At 36.7% G+C, this 22,719-nt stretch carries 21 protein-coding genes; 8 read left to right on the top strand and 13 right to left on the bottom strand.

Features of this window, described 5'->3' with window-relative positions:
• The first annotated feature begins 700 nt into the window (after nucleotides 1–700).
• The gene (locus tag IGM13_RS03730) at nucleotides 701–1,006 is read left to right on the top strand and encodes a helix-turn-helix transcriptional regulator (RefSeq protein WP_002355748.1); all 306 of its coding nucleotides are present in this window, start codon (nucleotides 701–703) and stop codon (nucleotides 1,004–1,006) included.
• Nucleotides 1,007–1,350: 344 nt separating this feature from the next.
• On the opposite strand, the gene queA is transcribed toward IGM13_RS03730, so the two are convergent.
• The gene (queA, locus tag IGM13_RS03725; RefSeq protein ID WP_002355747.1) at nucleotides 1,351–2,382 is read right to left on the bottom strand and encodes a tRNA preQ1(34) S-adenosylmethionine ribosyltransferase-isomerase QueA; all 1,032 of its coding nucleotides are present in this window, start codon (nucleotides 2,380–2,382) and stop codon (nucleotides 1,351–1,353) included.
• A gap of 165 nt (nucleotides 2,383–2,547) precedes the next feature.
• Here queA and IGM13_RS03720 point away from each other — a divergent pair, with 165 nt between their 5' ends.
• The 6 genes from IGM13_RS03720 to IGM13_RS03695 all read left to right on the top strand — a co-directional run bounded on the left by IGM13_RS03720 (nucleotide 2,548) and on the right by IGM13_RS03695 (nucleotide 8,022).
• Nucleotides 2,548–3,438 (top strand): ring-cleaving dioxygenase, encoded by an 891-nt coding sequence (locus IGM13_RS03720; RefSeq protein ID WP_002361334.1) that lies wholly within the window; start codon nucleotides 2,548–2,550, stop codon nucleotides 3,436–3,438.
• A 626-nt stretch (nucleotides 3,439–4,064) separates the two neighbouring features.
• The gene (locus IGM13_RS03715) at nucleotides 4,065–5,258 is read left to right on the top strand and encodes a betaine/proline/choline family ABC transporter ATP-binding protein (RefSeq protein WP_002355745.1); all 1,194 of its coding nucleotides are present in this window, start codon (nucleotides 4,065–4,067) and stop codon (nucleotides 5,256–5,258) included.
• Between the two features lie 3 nt (nucleotides 5,259–5,261).
• Entirely contained in the window at nucleotides 5,262–5,897 is a 636-nt protein-coding gene (locus IGM13_RS03710) for an ABC transporter permease (RefSeq protein ID WP_002355744.1), read from the top strand.
• Between the two features lie 2 nt (nucleotides 5,898–5,899).
• On the top strand, nucleotides 5,900–6,820 hold the full coding sequence (locus IGM13_RS03705; RefSeq protein WP_002355743.1) for an osmoprotectant ABC transporter substrate-binding protein: 921 nt from the start codon (nucleotides 5,900–5,902) through the stop codon (nucleotides 6,818–6,820).
• A gap of 3 nt (nucleotides 6,821–6,823) precedes the next feature.
• Nucleotides 6,824–7,486 carry an ABC transporter permease gene (locus tag IGM13_RS03700; protein ID WP_002363261.1) on the top strand — a complete coding sequence of 221 codons (663 nt, stop codon included), beginning with the start codon at nucleotides 6,824–6,826 and terminating at the stop codon, nucleotides 7,484–7,486.
• Nucleotides 7,487–7,557: 71 nt separating this feature from the next.
• A complete protein-coding gene (locus IGM13_RS03695) occupies nucleotides 7,558–8,022 on the top strand; it encodes a GNAT family N-acetyltransferase (protein WP_002361333.1) in 465 nt (154 codons plus the stop codon).
• A gap of 35 nt (nucleotides 8,023–8,057) precedes the next feature.
• Here the strand turns inward: IGM13_RS03695 and IGM13_RS03690 are convergent, their stop codons facing one another.
• The 5 genes from IGM13_RS03690 to IGM13_RS03670 form a co-directional block, all read right to left on the bottom strand.
• Nucleotides 8,058–9,881: an APC family permease gene (locus IGM13_RS03690; protein ID WP_002379167.1), complete on the bottom strand. Its 1,824-nt coding sequence runs from the start codon at nucleotides 9,879–9,881 to the stop codon at nucleotides 8,058–8,060.
• A gap of 297 nt (nucleotides 9,882–10,178) precedes the next feature.
• The gene (locus IGM13_RS03685; protein WP_002419378.1) at nucleotides 10,179–11,348 is read right to left on the bottom strand and encodes a cation diffusion facilitator family transporter; all 1,170 of its coding nucleotides are present in this window, start codon (nucleotides 11,346–11,348) and stop codon (nucleotides 10,179–10,181) included.
• A 220-nt stretch (nucleotides 11,349–11,568) separates the two neighbouring features.
• Entirely contained in the window at nucleotides 11,569–14,274 is a 2,706-nt protein-coding gene (locus IGM13_RS03680; RefSeq protein WP_080348966.1) for a YhgE/Pip domain-containing protein, read from the bottom strand.
• A gap of 120 nt (nucleotides 14,275–14,394) precedes the next feature.
• Complete coding sequence (locus tag IGM13_RS03675) at nucleotides 14,395–14,625, bottom strand: hypothetical protein (RefSeq protein ID WP_002355737.1); 231 nt, start codon at nucleotides 14,623–14,625, stop codon at nucleotides 14,395–14,397.
• 78 nt (nucleotides 14,626–14,703) lie between these two features.
• On the bottom strand, nucleotides 14,704–15,456 hold the full coding sequence (locus IGM13_RS03670) for a tyrosine-protein phosphatase (protein ID WP_010715057.1): 753 nt from the start codon (nucleotides 15,454–15,456) through the stop codon (nucleotides 14,704–14,706).
• Between the two features lie 173 nt (nucleotides 15,457–15,629).
• On the opposite strand from IGM13_RS03670, the gene IGM13_RS03665 reads away from it, so the two are divergent.
• Nucleotides 15,630–17,108 (top strand): helix-turn-helix domain-containing protein, encoded by a 1,479-nt coding sequence (locus tag IGM13_RS03665; RefSeq protein WP_002419380.1) that lies wholly within the window; start codon nucleotides 15,630–15,632, stop codon nucleotides 17,106–17,108.
• A gap of 54 nt (nucleotides 17,109–17,162) precedes the next feature.
• Here IGM13_RS03665 and lepB read toward each other — a convergent pair whose 3' ends face one another.
• From lepB to acpS, 7 genes are all read right to left on the bottom strand, one after another.
• The gene (lepB, locus tag IGM13_RS03660; protein ID WP_048945249.1) at nucleotides 17,163–17,912 is read right to left on the bottom strand and encodes a signal peptidase I; all 750 of its coding nucleotides are present in this window, start codon (nucleotides 17,910–17,912) and stop codon (nucleotides 17,163–17,165) included.
• 58 nt (nucleotides 17,913–17,970) lie between these two features.
• Nucleotides 17,971–18,297 carry a hypothetical protein gene (locus IGM13_RS03655; RefSeq protein WP_002368127.1) on the bottom strand — a complete coding sequence of 109 codons (327 nt, stop codon included), beginning with the start codon at nucleotides 18,295–18,297 and terminating at the stop codon, nucleotides 17,971–17,973.
• A complete protein-coding gene (locus IGM13_RS03650) occupies nucleotides 18,278–19,573 on the bottom strand; it encodes a hypothetical protein (protein ID WP_002419382.1) in 1,296 nt (431 codons plus the stop codon). Before IGM13_RS03650 ends, IGM13_RS03655 begins: the two co-directional genes overlap by 20 nt.
• Nucleotides 19,574–19,597: 24 nt before the next feature.
• Nucleotides 19,598–20,293 (bottom strand): hypothetical protein, encoded by a 696-nt coding sequence (locus IGM13_RS03645; protein ID WP_010816360.1) that lies wholly within the window; start codon nucleotides 20,291–20,293, stop codon nucleotides 19,598–19,600.
• A 322-nt stretch (nucleotides 20,294–20,615) separates the two neighbouring features.
• Nucleotides 20,616–20,993, bottom strand: coding sequence for a type II toxin-antitoxin system PemK/MazF family toxin (locus tag IGM13_RS03640; RefSeq protein WP_002355729.1), 378 nt, complete (start codon nucleotides 20,991–20,993; stop codon nucleotides 20,616–20,618).
• A 15-nt stretch (nucleotides 20,994–21,008) separates the two neighbouring features.
• Nucleotides 21,009–22,124 carry an alanine racemase gene (gene alr, locus IGM13_RS03635; RefSeq protein WP_002419384.1) on the bottom strand — a complete coding sequence of 372 codons (1,116 nt, stop codon included), beginning with the start codon at nucleotides 22,122–22,124 and terminating at the stop codon, nucleotides 21,009–21,011.
• A gap of 29 nt (nucleotides 22,125–22,153) precedes the next feature.
• Nucleotides 22,154–22,507, bottom strand: a complete 354-nt coding sequence (gene acpS, locus IGM13_RS03630; RefSeq protein ID WP_002355727.1) for a holo-ACP synthase — start codon at nucleotides 22,505–22,507, stop codon at nucleotides 22,154–22,156.
• Nucleotides 22,508–22,719 lie beyond the last annotated feature (212 nt).

Raw genomic sequence — 22,719 nt, 5'->3', positions numbered from 1 at the left:
ACTGGTATTTTCGTTGTTGCTACAACAATGTTTCTATTCAATTATGGGAATTTTATGAAAAAAGAAACGAATTCAGCCAAAAAGCAATGGACATTTTTTTCATTTTGTCTGATAAAAAAAATAGTTTATTTCTATATATTCAACACAAAAACAACAAAAAATACAATGTTATTTGGTTCGCACGATTATTTATTTTACATGTTATAAAATAACCAGAAAAATATTATATTTAATCTTATTAATAAGTGTTATAACTTGCAAACGCTTCCAAAAGGTGCTATTCTTTAAGTGTAAGGAGGACATGCAAATCAATTGGTTGAAGATTTTCTCAGTAGATAAAAATCGGTAAACTCAAAGTTGTTAGAATTGCAAGATTCACCTGTAAACAATACGTGTAGAGTAATTGTTAGTGATAACTCGTATCGGAAAATAGGGAAAGGTTATAGAAGGATGGAGTTTCTATAAAGCATTTACCCTATCTGTTATCACCTAACGCAAGTTATCCACCATCCAAGCGTCGAAACTGTATGAAAACAAGGTTTTAGTTTCACCACATCACGTTCACCTTTTGCTTTACATGTATCGCGAAATGTAAACACTTATTCAACCAATTGATGTCTTCCCGTTAACAAGGCCGAGCTTAAATTTAAGCTCGGTTTTTTCTTTTAGGCAATAAAATATATTTGTATCAAATAATCATATGTGTTATATTCAAGGTGCACATTCTATTTTATCTTCTTTTAAAGGAGGGAATGCTATGCGAAAAAAGAAAAAATCTTCGTTTGAAAGTTCAATTCATGTTTATCGTGCTATGGCTCGTATGACCCAGCAAGATTTGGCCAATCGAGTCGGTGTCTCTCGACAAACAATTATTCAACTGGAACGAAACAAGTACAATCCTTCATTACTTCTTGCGCATGACATCGCGAACGTCTTTGGCGTAACCATTGATGATGTGTTCACCTTCAAAGAAACACTGAATGACGATGTAGAACAAGAAGCCTAAACAGTATAAGCTGTACTTAACAAGACAATTTTTCTGATTGTACTTGGAGTTGCCGAGGTACAACTTAGTACCGGCAATACGAAGAAAGCACTTCTTCGTATTGTTGTTTCAATAATTAATCTTTTCTTACATAAAAAAAGAACGGCGCAACCGTGGTTGCGCCGTTCTTTTTATTCTAAGATTGTCTACTAAGCACTTTTGCTCTAGTAGCGTTTTGGTTTCTAACTTTATTATTTACAGGGGAAGAAAAAATAAAGCACACCTTTACTGTGATTCCAAAAATCACGTGTTTATCATAATATATTTTTGTTTCAATCCCAAGTATTCTGCTCACAAAGTGTCGCTTATTTAATAAACATTGCATCGCCAAAACTAAAGAAACGATATTTTTCCTCAATTGCATGTTGGTAAGCAGCCAATGTTAAGTCTTTTCCTGCAAAGGCACTCACAAGCATCACTAACGTAGATTTTGGTAAATGGAAGTTCGTTGAAAAAGCCTCTACGACTTTAAATTGATACCCTGGCGTGATAAAAATATCAGTCCAGCCACTGTCAGCTTGGATTTCACCATTAAATTTTGTGCCAATTGTTTCCAACGTACGAATAGAAGTTGTTCCAACGGCAACAATCCGACCGCCTGCTTGGCGCACTTCATTTAATTGCTTAGCCGCTTCTTCAGTTAAACGATAGAATTCGCTATGCATATGATGTTCTTCTATATTATCAACGCTCACGGGACGGAATGTTCCTAAACCGACATGTAAAGTTAAATAAACGAGATGAACACCTTTTGCTTTGATCTCTTCTAATAGTTCTTTTGTAAAATGCAAACCCGCTGTTGGTGCTGCAGCTGAACCATTTTCTTCAGCATAAACCGTTTGATAACGATCTGGGTCATCTAGACGTTCTTTGATATATGGCGGCAATGGCATTTCTCCTAACGATTCTAAAATTTCTAAGAAAATACCATCATATTTAAATTCAATGATTCGACCACCATGTTCCAACTCTTCTTTAACCACCGCTTTTAGGCGACCATCACCAAATTGAATTTCCGTGCCGACTTTTGCACGTTTCGCAGGTTTAATCAAGGTTTCCCATGTATCGCCTTCTGTATTTGTTAAAAGTAAAACTTCCAAATGACCGCCTGTTTCAGGTTTTTCTCCATATAAACGGGCCGGCAGTACCCGGGTATTATTCATGACTAATGCATCCCCAGGCTGTAATTCATCAAGAATATCATGGAAATGTTTATCCTCCATGTCCCCTGTTTCTTTATTTACAACTAATAATCGTGAACTAGCGCGATCTTTTAGTGGGGTTTGAGCAATTAATTCTTCTGGTAAATCAAAATCAAAATCTTCTGTACTTAGCATTTCCGTCACTCTTTCTACTAGTTTTTATCTTGGTTATTCTAACACTTTTTCTTGTTTCTGGCTATGTCAGCCTTCTGAATCAAACTAAATAGTTGTCAAAAAATGTCAGAAGCTCTATACTTACTTTAAGTAAGTATACATAGTTATTTAGAGGAGGAACTCAAAATGCATGCTCAATTTCATCATGTTTCACTATTAGCGCGTCATGGTCAAGAAAACCAATCATTCTATACAAAATTGTTAGGCTTACGTTTTGTCAAAAATACCGTCAATCAAGACAACAATCGCATGCCTCATTATTTTTATGGCGATTATCAAGGCACGCCGGGAAGCTTAGTAACTTTTTTTATCGTGCCCTTATTAGGCAACCGCTATGAAGAAAAAAATTATTTAGCCACGATTGGCTTAAAAATTCCCCAAAACAGCCTTTCCTTTTGGGAACAACGTTTAACAGAAAACAAAATTCCATTTAACAAAAAAGAAAAGAGCCTCCATTTCAGTGATCCAGATGATACGCATATTATCCTGACAGAAGTTCCTGAAAATCCATTAAAAGAAACACTCGTTGTTTCTAACGACATTCCAGCAGCGGTTCAAATTATCGGTTTGGCCTCTACTGAATTTCATGTACCAGATTCTGAAAAAACCTTGGCCTTTTTTGAAACATTTCTTGGTTGGCAAGCAGTTGGCAATACGATTATTTTAAGTGAGACGGAAAGCTTTTCTGTTCATCAAACAACGTCGGATAAAACAAGTCGAATGGGGCGTGGTAGTATGGATCATATCGCTTTTTCTGTGGCTGATGATGAAGCATTACAAGAACTACACACGCGCGCTTTAGCACAAGGCTGGGAGATTGAAATGTATGTAAGTCGTGGATATTTTAAAAGTTTATACATTCGTGAACCAGGCGGGAATCGGGTTGAATTTGCTACTTTGGCTCCTGGCTTTACATTGGATGAGCCTCTGGAACATTTAGGGGAAACATTGGCTTTACCGCCTTTTTTAGAACCAAAACGGACTGCAATTGAAGCCAACCTCTACAAAGACATGTAACCAACGCTTCAGAAGACAGCGGAAAACGGACGTAATAATCGGTGACAAAATTACGTCCGTCTCTCTTCCCCTATGTTTGAATGTTTGAACAAGAGAATAAAAAATGACCTTCAGATTTTTCTGAACGTCATTGCACATTCCATAAAAAGCATCCTTCGTTCTTCCACTTCTTACTTCTTAAAAAAACTGGTAATTTTTTCAAAAATTCAGTAAAATAAAAGTGATCAATGGTTTCCATTGATTGAACGGGCAACTTGATGGTCCACTTGCACAGGTGACTATTCAAGGCTTCGTGATTTAGTTGCCGCTAAATCATGAAGCGCCTTTTTTTATTTTATTCCCTTGTTCTCTTTCCATTCTAATGAAAAACTCAGCTCCCGTCAACTTGCTATAAAGGACACTTTTCTTTGTTATAGCGGCTTTTTCCCCTTCTCAGAATACTCTTTTTAACATCTTGTTTCGTTCAGACAACTTTTACTAAACAATAGTTGTCTTTTCTTTTTTTTAGAACGAATTAAAAAATTTTTACCGCCTTCTTTTTCCCATTAAAAATAGATTACATTTGTCGAAATCGCATTTTTATAGCATACTAGTAATAAGATACATTTTCAAAATATTTAGTTGAGGTGAGTAAGTTGATAGAATTTCAGCATGTATCAAAATTTTATAAAGGCGGAAAAGTCGCCGTCGATGACATTAATTTGTCTTTCGATAAAGGTGAATTTATCTGCTTCATCGGAACAAGTGGTAGTGGAAAAACGACATCAATGCGGATGCTTAACCGCATGACCGACCCTTCGAAAGGAAAAATTTTAATTGATGGCCAAGATATTCAAAAAATCAATCCTGTAGAGTTACGTCGCCAAATTGGGTATGTCATTCAAAATATCGGCTTGATGCCTCACATGACCATTCGTGAAAATATCGTTTTAGTGCCTAAATTATTAAAAGTACCTGTGGAAGAACGCAATAAGATAGCCGAAAAAATGATTGATTTGGTTGAGTTACCACGAGAAATGTTGGACCGCTATCCCAATGAACTTTCTGGGGGACAACAACAAAGAATCGGCGTTGTGCGGGCTTTAGCTGCCAATCAAGATATTATTCTAATGGATGAACCTTTTGGTGCTTTAGATCCTATCACCCGTGATTCATTACAAGATTTAGTGAAAGATTTGCAAGAACGTTTAGGAAAAACGATTGTCTTTGTTACCCATGATATGGATGAAGCGTTGAAATTAGCAAATAAAATTGCCATTATGAGCGAAGGCAAAGTAATTCAATTTGACACACCAGATAATATTTTACGTCATCCAGCCAATGAATTTGTAGAAGAACTCATCGGAGAAGATCGCTTATTACAAGCCAAACCTGATTTCACCACAGTGGATGAAGTCATGTTAAATTCAGCTATTACTATCACGCCGGAAAAATCTTTACAAGAAGCGATTAAATTGATGCGTGAAAAACGGGTTGATACCTTATTAGTTGTTGATAATTCCCATGTGCTTAAAGGCTTTATCGATGTTGAAACATTAGATCAGCAACGTGGCAAAGCTTCTAGTGTTGGTGATATCTTGAATAAAGATGTCTTCTTTGTTCAAAAAACCGCTCTTTTACGTGATGCTTTACAAAGAATCTTAAAACGTGGCTTAAAATATGTGCCAGTCGTTGATGAACAAAAACGAGTGGTGGGCATCTTAACACGTGCTTCCCTTGTTGACATTGTTTATGATGTTATCTGGGGCGATGAAACAACGATTAGTGAAGCTGTAGAAGCAAAACAAAGCGAGTCCGAAACTGATAAAGAGGAGGCGTAAGCAATGAGTAGCTTCTTTCAAGAATATGGATCAGAAATGATTTCAAAAAGTATTGAACATATTTATATTTCATTCTTTGCACTTTTATTAGGGGTCGCTATCGCTGTGCCCGTTGGCGTTTGGTTAACACGTTTGCCCAAAGTAGCCAATATTGTCATTGGTTTAACAAGTGCCTTACAAACGGTTCCTTCGTTGGCTTTATTAGCTTTGATGATTCCAATTTTTGGTGTCGGCAAAACACCCGCTATTATCGCGCTATTCATCTATTCCCTTCTACCTATTTTAAGAAACACGTATATCGGAATGAAAAATGTCGATGAAAATTACCGAGATGTTGCTAAAGGCATGGGCATGACCAATTTACAGTCTATTTTTAGTGTTGAATTACCCATTGCCATGCCAACAATTATGGCCGGCATTCGTTTAGCTGCTGTCTATGTCATTGCTTGGGCTACACTGGCTTCTTATATTGGTGCAGGTGGTCTTGGTGATATGATTTTCAGTGGATTAAATAACTATCAGCCAGAATTAATCTTTGGCGGGACTATTCCGGTAACTATTTTAGCGCTTTTAGCAGATGTTCTTCTTGGATTATTAGAAAATCGTTTAACGCCAAAAGCTTTAAGGGAGGGCGAATAATGATGAAAAAGAAACTCAAGTTAAGCTTACTCTTCTTAAGTAGTTTACTTTTATTGGCAGGTTGTTCTTTACCTGGTCTCGCTTCAACTTCTGATGATAACACTGTCGCCATTACAGGTGGGATTACTTCAGAAGCGCAGATTTTAGGGAGCATTGTAGCGGATATGGTTGAGCATTACACAGATAAAAAAACAAATGTGATTAACAACTTAGCCACTACTACCATCAATCACCAAGCAATGTTAAACGGAGATGCCTCAATTTCTGCAGCTCGTTATACTGGTACTGACGTGACTACTACGCTTGGTTTACCAGCGGAAAAAGACCCTAAAAAAGCGTTCAATCTAGTTCAATCAGAATTTGAAAAACGTTATCAACAAACTTGGTTCCCTTCATATGGATTTGAAAATACTTATGTATTCTTAGTTACAAAAGAAACGGCTGAGAAATACAATTTAAAAACAGTCAGTGATTTAGGGAAAGTCGCAGACAAATTAGTTGCTGGTGTCGATACTGCGTGGATCACACGTGAAGGCGACGGTTATGAAGGCTTTAAAAAGGAATACAACTTCCAATTTAAATCTATTTTACCAATGCAAATTGGCTTGGTGTACGATGCAGTCAACGCTGGAAAAATGGACGTTATCTTAGGTTACTCAACAGATGGCCGGATTGGTAGTTACGATTTAGTCATGTTAAAAGATGACAAGCGCTTCTTCCCGCCTTATGATGCCGCTCCTGTGGTTAGTGACAAATTATTAAAAGAAACGCCGGAAATCAAAGATGTATTAAATCGCTTAGATGGTAAAATTTCTACCAAAAAAATGCAAGAATTGAACTATCAAGCAGATAATGATTTAATTGAACCTGCTGTCGTAGCCGAACGTTTCTTAAAAGAAAACAACTATTTTGAGGGGGAGTAACAGATGAATAATATGAATTTATTCCAACAATTTATCTACTATTTCCAACAAAATGGCGGCTACGTCTTTCAACAATTTTTACGTCACTTTTTAATTTCGATTTATGGCGTAATCTTTGCTGCAATTGTCGGGATTCCTATCGGGATTATGATTTCACGTAAACGTAGCTTAGCCAACTGGATTATCCGTTTAGCGAACATTATCCAAACAGTACCAGCTTTGGCAATGCTTTCGATTTTAATGTTGGGGATGGGCTTAGGCGTCAACACGGTGGTTGTAACGGTCTTCCTTTATTCTCTCCTACCAATCATCAAAAATACGTACACTGGCATGATTCAAGTAGATCGCAATATTTTAGATGTTGGTAAAGGAATGGGTATGACAAAAGTACAACTTCTTTATATGGTCGAGTTACCTTTATCTGTGTCAGTCATCATGGCAGGTATTCGAAATGCGTTAGTCGTCGCAATCGGGATTACTGCGATTGGTGCTTTCGTTGGTGCTGGTGGTTTAGGGGATATTATTATTCGTGGAACCAATGCCACAGATGGTGCTTCTATCATTTTAGTCGGTGCCTTACCAACGGCCTTTATGGCGATTATCACAGATTGGGTTCTAGGGATTATTGAACGTCGTTTAGACCCAGCTAGCAAACATTCCAATTAATAAAAAATACAGAGCAGATCCAACATTGTTTCTTTTCAATGGGATCTGTTCTTTTATCTAGGAGATCAATAATGTCTAACTATACTATTATCGATTTAAACCAACAGCCACACTTAATTCCGTCAGCTGCTCAATGGTTTAGCCAAAAGTGGCAAATCCCCGCTGAAGCGTATCAAGCAAGTATGCAGGAAATGCTAACTAGCGAAAACCACGTACCACATTGGTGGGTCTGCTTGAATAAGCAGCAGGACATCGTTGCAGGCGTGGGCGTAATTGATAATGACTTCCACAATCGTGCAGACCTTACGCCAAACCTTTGTGCATTGTATGTCGAACCAACATTTCGTCACCAAGGCTTAGCAGGAATTCTTTTAACAACAGTTGGTGATTTTCTTGCTAATTCTGGATTTAAAAAGCTTTATTTGCTTACAGACCATACTACTTTTTATGAAAGATATGACTGGGAATTTTTGACAATGGTAACCACTGAAGAGCAGTCTTGCGCTAGAATTTATCAAAAACAATTACGTCAATAAAAAAAGTCTGCCATCAAAATGGCAGACTTTTTTATTTATTTTTTCAAGTGATAACTATAGGTAGCCACAATAATATTTTCCCGCCACGCTAAACGAATCCGCAAGCGTAAACTTGTTTGGTTATGCAAAATATTTTGCCAACGTTTATTTGGTACAAATTGTGGTACTAAAACCGTTGTACTGTAGTTATGCTTCGTAGCATTTTTACTAACTAAATCAACATAACGTAAGATAGGGTTTTGCAGTGAGCGATACGAAGAATGGACAATTGATAGACGAACGTCTGGGAAGTGTTTTTTAAACTCTTCCTGAATTTCTTTTTCCTTTTCAACGTTTTCATCCATTGAGACATGCATGGCAACAACATAATCACCAATGGAACGCGCATAGTTCAAGGCGCCGACATTTGCCTTGGTTACGTTCCCTACTAAAACAATAACTGTATTCCCGTCAAACTCATGTAACTGTGCCCCATCTTCTAAACGTAGCTGTTCCGCCACATTTTTATAGTGAGTATTGACCCGATAAAATGCATAAATCAACACTGGCATAATAATAAAAAACGGCCAGATGTCCCCTAATCGATAAATAAACAAAATGGCGATAATTGCGAAAGAGATAAAGGCGCCGACAATATTAGCAATTGATTTTGGCAACCAATTTTTAGTTTCTTTTCGCCATTTTACAACCATCCCCGATTGAGACAAAGCAAACGGAATAAACACACCAATTGAATATAATGGGATTAAACGTTCTGTGGAACCTTGGAAAATCAATAATAAAACAATGGAACCAGCAGCTAAAGTTAAAATACCGTTTGAATAGCCTAAACGGTCGCCACGATCCATATACATATGCGGCATAAACTTATCTTTGGCTAAGTTATAAGCCAAAACTGGAAAGGCTGAGAATCCTGTGTTAGCGGCAACCGCTAAAATTAAGGCTGTCGCAAACTGTAATAAATAATATAAAATATTTTGACCAAAGACCGCTTTCCCAATTTGGGAAAGAACTGTCACTTCTTCTTTTGGCACAATCCCATACCAATAGTTAATAAACGTAATCCCCACGAAGAAGAACCCTAAAATCGTTGCCATTAACGCTAACGTCCCAGCAGCATTTTTTGCTCGTGGTTTCTTAAAGAATGGCACTGCATTACTGATTGCTTCGACCCCTGTTAAGGAAGAAGAACCAGATGAAAAAGCCCGTAGAACTAAGGCAATAGAAATTCCTGGAACCACGGCTCCTGGTAAAGCTGTCGCATTCAATGGCTGTGCGCCAGTCACAATTTTAAATAGCCCGACAACAATCAGTAAGGTAATAATTGCGATAAAACTATACACTGGCAACATTAAGAACGAAGCAGATTCTCGCAGGCCTCTCAAGTTCATTAAGGTAATCAATATCACAATCCCAATAGAAATTGCTACTTGATGCCCATATAACGCCGGAATCGCCGATATAATCGCCTCTGCGCCCGCTGAAACTGAAACGGCTACTGTTAGCATATAATCGACTAACAACGAACCACCAGCCAATAAACCGGCATTTCTGCCGAGGTTTTCACTACTAACAACGTATGCACCGCCGCCATGCGGATAAGCATGAATAATTTGTCGGTACGACAATGTTAAAGAAATAAGTAAAATAATAACAAATGCAGCAATTGGCAATGAATACCAAATCGCAGCCGCCGACAAAGTAACCAGAACCACCACTATTTGTTCTGTACCATACGCAATGGATGAAAGTGCATCAGAAGATAACAACGCAAGCGCTGCAAATCTGCTTAATTTATGTTCATCATTTTCGGCTGATTTCAATGGTTTCCCAATGAACAGTCGTTTTAAATCCGCCATTTTTTTCGACTCCTTTTCTCTAGAGTGACCCGCTCACTTTTTTCATTATTTTTTATCAAACAAATCCATATGCTACGCTTCTCACAATGAAAAGTCAATTGATTTATGTTACTGAAAAAGATAAAAAAATCACCATTTTTTTTTAATCAGACACTCATTTACAGTCCCCCGCTTCCTTTATCTTATCAAGAGAATCTAGATAACAAAAGGATTTGCATTCTCTAAACAAAAAAGCGAGAGCTAAAAGTCTATTTGACCTTTTGGCTCACGCTTGAAAACTTAGTTAATTATTCCCTTTTATTGTAACAAGTACGTATGATCGAAGGTAATTTCCACTTTATAACGACCAATTTTTTCATAAACTTGCCGCTGAATTTCCACACCCAGTTCAAATTCAGATAATTTTGATTCTGTAGGCAAAACCAAGTCGAACAAAATCTTCGGTTCTTCACCATAAGTAACTAAGCGGATATCATGGACTTTTAAAGACGCATCAAAAGAACGAATAATCTTTTTGATTGTTTGATGAACAAATTGTTGTGTTGGGTCATACAAATTCACTGGATCAATATGACAAACAAGATTAACATCCAACTCTTCTTTAAACTTCGCTTCAATCGCATCGATTGTCTGATGGGCTTTATTTAAATCCCAGCGATCATCAATTTCAATGTGAACAGACGCAAACGTTTGGCTGGGACCATAATTATGAATCAGTAAATCGTGATATCCTACAATTGTTTCCATTTTTGATAAGACATTTTTCATTTCATCAATTTCTGTTTGGCTCGGACGCATGCCCATCAACTCATTAATAAATTCGCGAATTAACTGCAAGCCACTATAAATAATATATGCAGCAATAAAAAAACCAATATATCCATCAATTCGCAAACCAGTGACGCCTTCAATAAATGCAGAAATCAAAACAGCTAATGTAGTATAAACATCATTAAAGCTATCCTTAGCAGAAGCAACTAATGCTTGAGAATCAATTTTTGCTGATACTTTTTTGTAAAACAGCCCTTGCCAAATTTTAATCCCAATTGACAAAGCTAAAACAGCAAATAAAATGGGTGTCACCTTGATTGATTCTGGATGCAGGATGCGATCAACGGAGGTCGTTAGAAACTCAAATCCAATAAACGTAATCACTAATGATACAAGCATTCCACTAATATATTCAAAACGTTCATGGCCATAGGGATGTTCTTTATCCGCTGGCTTACCAGCAATATAAAAACCGACTAATGTTAAAACTGAAGAAATAGTATCGGACAAGCTATTAATGGCATCTGCCATGATTGAAACACTACCTGAAAGCAAGCCAATCATAAATTTACTAACGAATAAAAATAAATTAGAAACAAGCCCAATCCGCCCGGCAAAAGCACCGAATGCTGTTCGTTTTTCCAATTTACGACGTTCAATTTTTTTCTCATATCGTTGAAGCAATGCTTGAATCATTTTACAACCCCTACCCACTTTTTATTTCTTAAAAAAATACTATAAAACCTTTTTATACATTTGTACACAAAAAACCTCACTTTCTGAGGGAGATTTTATTATTTAGCATTGCCAAAAAGTCAAAAGCAAGAGCCCCCAAAACTTCTTTGTTAGGGATGCCTTGAAAATAAAGAAAAACAAAAAGCCGAAAACGCTAGAGACGTTTTCAGCTTTTTGTTTTTTAATGGAATAAATGGCTCTTTTGTGCTAAAGCCGCAAATTTTTTCGATCTGTGTTCCAGATGTGGATAAAGAATTGCACCGCCAATACTAAAGACGACTGAAATCCCCACCATAATCCAAATTGCAAACCAAGCATTTGGCCAGTAAATGCCTCCTGCTGATTCCCTTAGCAAGTTCACGGCATGCGTAAACGGCAAGAACGGATTAATCATTTGGAAGAATTTACCTGAGACTTGAATTGGGTAGTTCCCACCCCCACCAGAGATGGATAGTACCAAGATTATTATCGCAATTCCTTTCCCTACATTGCCAAAGAGAGCAACGAGCACATAAACCATTATCATAAACGTAATGGCAATCAATACAGCAAACCAGACACTATACGCTGGATTACGAACATCTACGCCTAACGCAAAGTAATTACCTAAGGTTACAATCAGTGCTTGACCAATCCCCATGACAATGAAGGTAAACATCCGTGCTGAAAATTGTTCCCGTTTAGAGAAGCGTTTTTTATCTTTTCCTTCGAGATAAACATCCGTTGTCGCAACACTTGAGAATAACACAGCGCCAACCCATAAACACAAAGCTGTATAGAATGGCGTACTTGCCGAACCATTATTAGCAATCGGATAAACAGCATGTTCTTTGACTTCAACTGGTTGTGTAAAGAAGTCACTTTCTTTATTGGCATCTAATTTTAGTAATTTAAGAATTTCACCTAAATCAACTTCTTTTTCACCTTTACGGATTGCATTCGCTGCTTTGTGTAATCCTGTTTTGATATTTGGCCAATCATTAATAATCAGCTCGTTGGCTTTGTCTAAGGCCGCTTCAACATCTGGCATTTTCTCATTGACTGTTTTCAAGGTATTCGTTAAATCTTTTCGGATACCTGGATAGTCATTTTGCATAAAGGCTGCCGCTTTGCTGACTTTGTCTTGAATGACTGGTAAATCGTTTTTATACAAATCAGCACCACGATTAATGCCATTGACAATGGTTTCCATATTGCCATTCAACATCGTATTCGCATCATGAATTTCTTGTTTAATTGCCGGCATTTCGGCTTGATATTTTTCTAATAAAGAAATCGCATTAGTGACCGTTTGACTTGTTGAGCTCAATAATCCTTCAAAGTCAATTTGTTGTGCTTTGTTTAGTTGGCCTTGAGCGTTTTGGATTGTACTGGTTAATTTGTTTAAAATGGTTGAAACGGTATTACTAATTCCGTTTACATCAACACTGCCCACAATATTAGAAATATTAGTTGCCATTGCGTCAATCTCATTTAAATAATTTTGTACTCCAGAGATATCACCCGCTTGGACTAAAGCATTTAATTGATTCAAGCGATTGCTAAAATCTGTTAATAAATCATTTACATGGCTTAATTGAGCAATCGCACCATCTAAGTCATGATTACCAGCATTTTCTTGGAGTTGTTTCATAAACGCAATAATGTCGTTAATTGCTTGCTGTTGCCGTTGGATATTAGTTGTGAAATCTTGTACTACTTCATTAATATGTTGTTTTTCTTCTGGCGTTAACTGTCCATCATCTAACGCTTGACGAATAGTAGCGACTACGGAAGTTGTTGTTGTAGCAACTTGCTGGATAGATTTCAAAGTCACTTCAACGCTATTCGTAATGCTTGGTAACGCCTCTTGCAATTTATTAGCGCCATCTAATGTGACATTCCCTAAATCATTGGCTTGATCACCTAGTTTACGAATATCTGGTAACGCCGTTTGAACTTGTTGAATGATTTCTAATCCTTGTTTTGCTTCTTGGATTCCTTCGCTCATTGTTTGTTCCACAGAGGCAAAGTCTTCATCAATCATAGCAATTTGTCGGCCAGCGTTTTGAATTTCTGGAATTTTTTCTTGTAACGTCAAAATAACACTAGCTTGCTCTTTGATGCTTGGCATTTTGCCATTTAGCTCAACAATCTTCTCTCCTAAAGCATCAACTTCAGGTAAATATTTCATCGCATCGTTGGCTTTCGCTAATTTTTCTTTTAGCTCAGGCATCTTACCATGTAAGTCTGTGACTTGTTTTGCATACGTATCAATGGTTCCAATGTTGGCATCTGTATCTAAAATCATGCTCTTAACTTTTTGAATGCTGACCATGTTTTTATCAATATCATAGCCAATATCATTGAATGTTTTGATTAACGTACTACTTGCCGTTTTAATGAATTCTTCCGAAATTTGTGACTGAATGGAAGAAGCGCCTTTTGACGTAATTTTCGGCGCAATTGCATTAATTTTTTCGTTAATTGAGTATTCAATTTTAGGTTTATTGATATCACCAGAAGTAAAACTTAGCAAATCCTTGGAAAAATCTTTAGGTAAATAAATCCCGGCAAAATATTTTCCTGATTGGACCCCTTTGTCTAATTCCTTTTTCGAATCAACAAAACGCCAACCTAATTGCTTGTTTTTCTTCAAGTTTTTCAAGACTTCATCACCAATATTGACCGATTTATCTTGAAAAGTTGCTGTTTGGTCATCACTATAGACCGCTATTGGTAACTCTCCTGTATTTGAATACGGATCCCATAGTGCTTTAATGTTAAACCATGCATATAATGATGGAATAATCATTAAGGCAACAATCAAAAATGTTGCTACTGGGTTTTTAAAAATTCTTTTCCAATCTAAAATAAATAGTTCCCATGTATTTTTTATATGTTTCATAAAATCACCTGCTTTTTTTTGTGCCTGAATAACTTTAGCATAAAATACAAGAGAATAACAAACAAAAGCTTGAATGTTACGACACATTTTTAAAATGTCGTAAGTTCAAGCTAAGATTGTTTATTTCATATTTTTAGAAAATTCCGAAACGACTTGTTTAACTTCATCAATGGCTTCTGGTTTTAAATAAGCCAAAAGTTTTGGTGCTTTTGTCATCAAGTACATTTTATCTAGTTTGCCTGTTTGTTGGCGTTCAAACATTTCTGCAAGTAGCGCTTGCATTTTTTCTTTTTTATCTTCTTTTGTTCGATCTAGTATGAACGTTAAGAATTGTTCTTGTCCTTCTTTCATTCCCTATCCCTCCTTACAAACAGATTCTTTTCTATTATAAAACTTCTTTTTTAGAAAGGATAGTCCTTTTTTTAGGATCTATGATTTTGTGTACAGACTTAGCATGTCTTTTTTGGCGGATAAAGGTAAGCCGAGTCCCTCTTTTAAATAGCCCTCTACCGAACCAAATTCTTTTTCAATCGCCTGTAAAGCGGTCGCTAAGTACTCTTTTTTCACATAAAGCATCGTTTCTAATTGTTGAATTTCTGCTGAAGAGGTTCCATTTGCTTGATATTGTGCAATAATCTGCTCGTTAGCGGCTTTTCTTTGCTCATTCGTCTTTAAATAATCTTCTAAAATATATGAATGTTCCACACCTAAAGCACTTAATATCAAGGCTGCACCGATTCCTGTTCGATCTTTTCCTGCGAAACAATGAAATAAAATAGCTTCCTGTGGATAACTTAAAAAGTTTTCAAAAAATGTTTGGTAACCTTTGCGGCCCGAATTGGAAAGAACCATCTCTTTATAAGCCATGTCCATTGCTGCATCGGGTGAACCAACCGTTTTAAGCATTCCTTCTAATGAAGCGGTCTGTGCCTGAATATCGGCCAAAATATCTATATGTAAATAGTTGGTTCCTTGAATTGAATCATCTGGTCGTTCTTGCGTTTCTGCTGCACTTCTAAAATCATAAATCCGTTTAATTTGATAATCCTCTACTAGCATCTGTTGATCCTCTTGTGCAACATTAACGAGTTCCCCACTCCGAAAAAAATGCCCTGTCTTGACGGATGTGCCTTGTTTCGTTGGAAATCCTCCGATATCTCTAAAATTCACTACGCTGTTCATATTCTGTCGCTCCTTCATTTTAATTATTTTGTTGTCATTTAAATGCTTTGTTTTTTTCTTTTATTTCTTTTTTTCAATGATAATAAAAAACACTTCAAAAAGCAATCTTTTTATCAGTTGTTTATTGCCATTTTATCATAGATGCAGTATTCTTAAAAGAGAGGTGAGCAACGATGTTAAAAAGAGATTTTTTAGAGAAACCTTATGATTATATGAATGATATTTTATTATTCCTATATAATAATAAAGGCCAAGCAACACGAAATGAATTAATAGATTTTTTCAATATTAGTTTACCAACATTGAATGAATACCTTTCTTTTTTAGAGCAATTTTTGAAAGAAGAGCAACTTCAAGAAAGCCTCACCGTGACTGCATTAGGTGATACCCTTTATCTAAACAAAGCACCAACCTTTTCCATGAAATCAATGATCATGTTGTTCTTGGATAAATCTATTAAGTTTCACATGGTCCAGCAGCTCTTCCATAAGAATGAAATAAATGGCGGGTATTTTCAACAGAATTATGCCATTAGCTCTGCTACGTATTATCGAAAAATTGTTGAATTAAATGATTTACTCAATGAGTTTAATTTACGTATCAAACGAGGAAAACTTGTTGGCGAAGAAAAACAAATTCGCTTTTTCTTTTTTAATTTTTTCTGGTTTATCTTTGAAGAAAAAACAGATTTGGAAAAAGAGCTGGCCAATCAATACCTAGGATTAATTGAGATATTACAAGAAATTCCCAGAATTACCTTTGATCATACAGAAATTCTCCAAATTAAACTTTGGATGAAAATTTCTTTTCGTCGCATGATTTTAGAACCCCTGCCAACGATTAGTCCACAGGATGCCCAACTCGATCGACCTTTATTTGAAGAAATTAATTTATCTATACATACATATATGAAAAGAATCGACCGTCCATATACAAGCAACGAAGCCTATATGTTTTATGACTTTTTTTGTTCCATGCATAATTATTCTGCGAATGCTGCTTTCGCCTTTCGTTTAGCAAAACAACAACGAATCGAAAAAACGTATCTTAACGAAATGAACCGAGTTATTTTAACGTATCTTAAAGCACATGGTTATCTATCTCATTACGTACTGCCTATTCGATTACTTTATATTGAAAATTTACTTTTTCAATTACATGCGCAACTCTACTATTTTTCTGGATTTATTTTACCCTTTGATTATTGGACAATTCAGTCACTTTTGAAAGTCTTACGTCATCCTTTTAGTGAAAGTGAAGTTTACGAATTAGTGGAAATCGCTACAACGAACTTTGCCACAGAAGCCACTATTTCTAAATACCAAAATCAATTTACTGAAATTAATTATACGCTTATTTTGAATCACATTGCTGAATTAAATGAAAAAAAAATAACGATTGGTGTTTATCACTCACTGAGCAGTGCCTATAGCGAGTTGGTAGCACAAAAAATACAACAGAGTATCGCTGGAAAATATCCGCTGAAAATTGAGCCTTACAACGCAGAAAACCATTATGATTTGCTTTTAATGAATACCAATAATGAACCGCTCGTTGCCCAGTATGACCATTACTATATTTTTTCGGATATTAGTAATCGTTATGACCTGCAATCAATTGAAAAAATCATTCAATTGTTATTGGGTAAATAATCTCTAATAAGAAAAGCTTAAGTGCCCGACTCTCAGATGGCTGACTTAAGCTTTTTATTTTACTTTCCCTATTTCCTTAAACGGCGCCATTTTAAACACCACGATGCCTTCAATCGTCTGTATCTCGACAAAGCCGAACGTACGACTATCACTTGAATGCGTACGATTGTCCCCTAAGACAAAGTAATGACCGGCTGGAATCTTCTGAAATAGGTGAAGTTGGGCTGCTGCTTCTTCTGATAAGTCAAAACGACTGGCATTCTCAGGCAGTGCCTCATTATCGCTTGCTATAGGTTCTTCTGAAAGATAAAGTTTTCCCTCATTTACCCAAATTCGATCACCAGGAACCCCGATAATTCGCTTGACGTACGTACCTTTGTTAGCTAGCGGTGCTTTAAATGCAATCACATCGTACCTTGTTACTTGCTTCGTCCGTTGTACTAAGACTCGTTCCCCTTCGTTAAGTGTCGGCTTCATGGATTGCCCAGCAATTGGGTAGCTAGATGTCTTTAACACAAAAAAGAACACAAAAATGGCGAAAAGAATAGCTGGCATAAAAAATTTAACGACTTGGATGCGTTGTTTCTTTTGGTAGGCTTGCCGCTTTTTTTTAATCTCTTCAGCGGTCATTTTTCTTTGCGGTCCTCTTATTGATCGATGGTTATCTGTTTGCTCAAGCAAATATTCCGTTGCTTTGTTAGTCTTTTGCTTTTTTAGCTGATATGTCGCAGGCAACTTTTGCTTCAAGAAGGCGCGCTTAATGTGGCAAATTGTTCGCATAACTGGCTTTATCCATTCTTCCATCGTTTTCTTAAAAGGAAAAGCTCCTTAAATAAACTTTTCCTTTCTTTACTCCTTTTTTCTATTTGACTAATTGCGTTCCTTTTTTTATATAACTACTACGTAACTGGTTCTCCTTCATAAACTGATTCAGTGGTTTCTGCGCATCTTGTGCCAGCTCCCAGATACTTTGATTTGCTTGTACAAGATATTCGCTCTTCTCTGTTACTATGTTTTTCCTGATAAGCGGTTGCCTTAGTGACTGCTCTTCCTTTGAGACAACAGCAGCCTGTAATCGTTCTGCAGAGCCACTTAGTGTAACAGCTAAAAAAAGGACTCCAAGACAATGTAGTTTCCTTGCTCCCATTAACTTTTTACTGACCATTTTATTAATAATTATCTTGTTCAAGACGTGTCAGTTTAGTTAAGCGTTCCTCTAATTCGCGATAAATCTCAAGTACTTCTACTTTTGACGCTTCGACTTCATTCGAAATACTTTTCGCTCGATTACCAATATTTAACATTTCTAATTCTGCAGAATTGATTAGGTGTTTTGCTTCTACTTTCGCTTCATTAACAATCCGATTGGCTTCTTTTTTGGCAGAAACCATCACTTCGCCAATTTCTTGTTGCGATTTTAAAGCCTCTTCTTGTAATTGCTGATTTTTCATTAATAAATCGTTAATTTGCTGTTTTGCGCGTAGCAGTTCTGTTAACTGCTCACTACTCGGTTCAATATTTTTTGAAACGGCTTGTAGTGTCTTCAATTCTTTTTGAACTTGTTCCAAACTGTCTTCTTTGGACTCTACTTCTTTTCTTAGAGCAGCTAATTCCCCTTCGTAAACTTGCTTTTCAGCAAGATGTTTGTCATTGACACCTTGCAGTCGCCCTAATTTTACTTCCGCTTCATTTTTTTGCTGTAAACTATTCTGAAGCTCATTCTTTAACTCCTCCATGCGTTGTTGCACAATCACTTCTTGTTGGGCAGCCTCTTGTAAGGTTTGTTTTTCGGCTTCTACTTTTTGTAATTGTACAGTTAGTTTTTCAATTTGTTCCTGCAATGCTTGTTGAGTCGTTGTGCTTTCTTCTAATTCTGTCGTTAACGTTTCTACTTGCTTTTCCATTCCTGTAATATCCCCTTTTTTCTCCAACTTTCCTTTTTCTTCTGCTAACTGGTTGTATAATGTCTGGATATGTTGTTGCTGTTCAGCCGATTCTTTTTCTAATTCTGCCACTTGCTGCGTTAATTCACTTTCTAAACGTTCCATTTGATTATGTACAGTGGTTAATTGTTTTTCTGCGTTTTGCAGATTTGTTTGAAGAGTAGTAGCCTCTGTCGTGGTTTCACTGTCTGTTTCCAGTTGCTCTTCCAATTCAAAAATTTCATGTTCTTTTTGATTTAGTGTTTCAAGTAATGCCTGATTTTTTTCTTCTAATGCTTGTTTTTCCGTTTCTTGTTGGTTCTTTAATTGCTCATTTTCTTCTTGAAGTTTTTTAAAGGCTGTTTCTTTTTTCTGATAGTAGGCGAGCCTTTCTCTTAACGTCGCCATTTCTTTTTCCTGTTGTTCTGGTTTGATTCCGCTAATTATTTTTTCTGGTTCGAATCCTGGCTGAAAAAAGACTTCTTTTTCAAGCGTATCATCCGAAATATCTTTAATTTTTTTGATTAAACGTCTTTTTGTCATTTATATGTCCTTTCTCTCGTCCTTTTAACTAATCACGACAGGCTCCAAATTTGTTTCAAGTGTCTCACGAGCATACGTATCAATGGATTTGACAAGGGTTTGCTCTTGATCTCGATAAGTAAAATTAAAATCAATCATGGTAATTTCTTTGACTGAATCCAATGCTGAAATAAGTGCTAAAATATTGTCTTGGGCTGTTTGAAATTCAGGGTAACTTAAGCCAACTGAAAAAACAGACAGTGTCAAGGTTTGTGTTTTTTCACTTCTAATTATTGTGATACTCGTCTCTCCGAAGTAAGGACGCCATTCACGCGCTAATTGTAATTCATAATTAGTCAAGACAGCGGCCGATTCTGTCGAAACAGCTTGCTTCCAGGGAAACTGGTTTAAGGCTGTTTTTTTAATCGCTTGTTTTTTTATTTTGTCACCTTGAGTAGCTTGGCCCTGTGCCAAACGCTCGATCCGCTGTTCCATGCGGATATTTCGTTGATTTAATTGATAATATGTATAAACAATTCCTAACAATAATACGCTAAGTAGACAAACACTAAACAATAAATAAATCATTAAACGACTATTTTTCTGATACTTATAGAAATTTATTTTCCTCTTTAATGTCCTGTCCTCTGAATCCAGTTTTTCGACAAGTAATCGCAAATACAATTGATAGCTTACAAATAAAAATAAGCAACTACTCATTAAAAGTACAACAATCATCATACCAATATAATCTCCTTTATGTCATCACTCAACAATCAAAACTTGTAAAATCACCTGTTACGCTCTTTAAAAACTCTATATAGTATTGATTGTAACATTCCGTTTAAGCCTTGCCAACAACTTTATTTAAAATAAGATGATAAAAATTTGAATTTTATATTTATATTTTAATTTTTTAAATACAAAACAAAAAAAACAAGAGAGATGCCACTTGGCTATCCCTCTCGCTTTTACTCAAACTATGTTTAGCAAACCAAATTCAATCAGTTGCTTTTTCAAAAATCCAATTCGTCTTTGTTGATTTCATAGTAGCTATCGTTCTTTATGTAGCTGAATTTGCTTTTGCTGGGGCTGAATCGCTACTAAGTCCAACACTGATGCCTAAGGCACGATCAACTTCTTCCATAATATCAAGTCTCAAATGACAAACTTTTTCTTTCAAGCGGCCCTTATCGATTGTTCGAATCTGCTCTAAAAGAATCACTGAATCTTTTTCAATGCCTGTTTCATCAGAATTAATCCCGATATGTGTTGGCAATTTTGGCTTTGCCATTTTGGCTGTGATCGCCGCAACGATAATCGTTGGGCTAAAATGATTACCTAAGTTATTTTGGACAACAAGGACAGGTCTGACGCCACCTTGTTCCGAGCCCACTACTGGGGAAAGGTCTGCAAAATAAATATCTCCGCGTTTGACCATAGTGGAACCTCCTATCTAGTTATATTCTCTGGGGATTCTTTGTGAGAAAGTACATGCAACTTCATAATGAATGGTTTCTAATTTTTCGGCTACCATTTGTAACGTATTTTCTTCATTGCCATCTTTTCCAACTAATGTAACGACTGAGCCGACAGGAACTTCTTCTGCTAAACGAATCATACATTGATCCATACACACTCGTCCAACGATTTCGCAACGCTTGCCATTCACGAGCACTGTAAATCCTTGGAGATGACGCAACCAGCCATCTGCATAACCGATTGGCACTGTCCCAATCCACTCTTCGGATTCAGTCACGTAGGTTTCGCCATAGCCAATTCCTTCGCCAGCCGCTAAGCGTTTTACATGGATGAGTTCACTGGTCAACCGCAAGGCCGGCTTTAACGCATAGCTTGGGGCCAGCTTATTACCTGAAGGGTTCAACCCATACATGGCTACACCATAGCGAATCATGTTTCCTGGCACATCAGGATGCCATAACGCTGTCGCACTATTGCTAACATGGACATACTGAGGTAACTCTTCTAAAACTGCTAGAACAGCCTTAAAACGCCCTGCTTGTTTTTCAAAATAGCTTGTATCGATTTCATCAGCTGTTGAAAAATGAGTGAAAATCCCTTCCCATAAAAATTCTTTGTGGGATTGAACAAACCGCACTGCTTGCTTAGTCTCTTCTGGGGTTAAAAAGCCAATCCGTCCCATGCCAGTATCGACTTTTAAGTGAACACGTAATGGCGTGTTACTCTCAGGCGTTAGTTGTTGAAGAGCAGCTTCTAACCATTCTTGTGTAGCTACCGTTACAGATAAATCATATTGAATCAACAAAGGCACATAAGCTAAGTCTACCACACTCAAAATTAAAATGGGGTCCTGAACACCTGCTTCTCTCAATTCAATTGCTTCATCCAATAAGGCGACACAAAAACCTGTCGCGCCACCTTTTTTCGCCGCTTTGGCGGATTCTACGGCGCCATGCCCATAGCCGTTCGCTTTCACAACCGCAAATAAAGCAGTTCCTTCTGGCAAACGTTGACATTCATTTTGGACATTTTCAGTAATTGCTTGCGTATCGATATGTAACCGTGTAGGACGATGCCATCCAACGACCATTGTACATCCTTCTTTCTTCGTTGCTTCTGTTATTCGCTTTCTAAAACAATTTGTGCAATCGCCATAGTATCTGTGTGCGTAATCGAGACAAACACTTTACCATTATGGGGCGAATTTGCTACGTACGGTGCACCTGTCTTTTCAGTCAGCACCTCAATATCTTGTAAACCAACTTTACCAATCCCTGTGCCCCATGCTTTAGAAAACGCTTCTTTACAAGCAAAACGACCAGCTAAAAATTCTATTTGACGTTTTGTAGATAACTTTTCAAAAAGGGTCAATTCGTTAGGTGTTAAAACCCGTTGAATAAACGATCCTTGTTTTTCAACAATCGGTTTTATCCGACTTAATTCTACTGCGTCAATACCAATTCCCTTTATCATTTTCCGCCTTACTTCCTATTTAATATAGTTACTCCGAATTACCTTTCATTTTAACAAAATTTCAAAATTTTTCCACTGATTCGCTAAAAAAATAAAGAATGTTTTACAAGATCCTCACACAAATTGAAGTACCATACGTTTTCTTCCTATTTACATTTTTATAAAATTTTTCTGAATTTTTATAAAAGTAAGACAACAACTAAGAAGTATCG

The sequence above is a fragment of the Enterococcus sp. DIV0561 genome (genome assembly GCF_050539875.1).
Classification (GTDB): Bacteria; Bacillota; Bacilli; order Lactobacillales; family Enterococcaceae; genus Enterococcus; species Enterococcus faecalis.
The sequence above is the reverse complement of the archived record's forward strand: the minus strand, read 5'-3'. Positions and strand labels throughout refer to the sequence as shown.

Bases quoted from the DNA above. Each gene is read 5' to 3' on its own strand.
- IGM13_RS03650 (WP_002419382.1), bottom strand. From the start codon at position 19,573: ATGACAAAAAGACGTTTAATCAAAAAAATTAAAGATATTTCGGATGAT.
- IGM13_RS03730 (WP_002355748.1), top strand. From the start codon at position 701: ATGTGTTATATTCAAGGTGCACATTCTATTTTATCTTCTTTTAAAGGA.
- IGM13_RS03685 (WP_002419378.1), bottom strand. From the start codon at position 11,348: ATGATTCAAGCATTGCTTCAACGATATGAGAAAAAAATTGAACGTCGT.
- acpS (WP_002355727.1), bottom strand. From the start codon at position 22,507: ATGATAAAGGGAATTGGTATTGACGCAGTAGAATTAAGTCGGATAAAA.
- IGM13_RS03640 (WP_002355729.1), bottom strand. From the start codon at position 20,993: ATGGTCAAACGCGGAGATATTTATTTTGCAGACCTTTCCCCAGTAGTG.
- IGM13_RS03695 (WP_002361333.1), top strand. From the start codon at position 7,558: ATGTCTAACTATACTATTATCGATTTAAACCAACAGCCACACTTAATT.
- lepB (WP_048945249.1), bottom strand. From the start codon at position 17,912: ATGGAAGAATGGATAAAGCCAGTTATGCGAACAATTTGCCACATTAAG.
- IGM13_RS03710 (WP_002355744.1), top strand. From the start codon at position 5,262: ATGAGTAGCTTCTTTCAAGAATATGGATCAGAAATGATTTCAAAAAGT.
- alr (WP_002419384.1), bottom strand. From the start codon at position 22,124: ATGGTCGTTGGATGGCATCGTCCTACACGGTTACATATCGATACGCAA.
- queA (WP_002355747.1), bottom strand. From the start codon at position 2,382: ATGCTAAGTACAGAAGATTTTGATTTTGATTTACCAGAAGAATTAATT.
- IGM13_RS03680 (WP_080348966.1), bottom strand. From the start codon at position 14,274: ATGAAACATATAAAAAATACATGGGAACTATTTATTTTAGATTGGAAA.
- IGM13_RS03705 (WP_002355743.1), top strand. From the start codon at position 5,900: ATGAAAAAGAAACTCAAGTTAAGCTTACTCTTCTTAAGTAGTTTACTT.
- IGM13_RS03700 (WP_002363261.1), top strand. From the start codon at position 6,824: ATGAATAATATGAATTTATTCCAACAATTTATCTACTATTTCCAACAA.
- IGM13_RS03675 (WP_002355737.1), bottom strand. From the start codon at position 14,625: ATGAAAGAAGGACAAGAACAATTCTTAACGTTCATACTAGATCGAACA.
- IGM13_RS03645 (WP_010816360.1), bottom strand. From the start codon at position 20,293: ATGATGATTGTTGTACTTTTAATGAGTAGTTGCTTATTTTTATTTGTA.
- IGM13_RS03720 (WP_002361334.1), top strand. From the start codon at position 2,548: ATGCATGCTCAATTTCATCATGTTTCACTATTAGCGCGTCATGGTCAA.
- IGM13_RS03690 (WP_002379167.1), bottom strand. From the start codon at position 9,881: ATGGCGGATTTAAAACGACTGTTCATTGGGAAACCATTGAAATCAGCC.
- IGM13_RS03670 (WP_010715057.1), bottom strand. From the start codon at position 15,456: ATGAACAGCGTAGTGAATTTTAGAGATATCGGAGGATTTCCAACGAAA.
- IGM13_RS03665 (WP_002419380.1), top strand. From the start codon at position 15,630: ATGTTAAAAAGAGATTTTTTAGAGAAACCTTATGATTATATGAATGAT.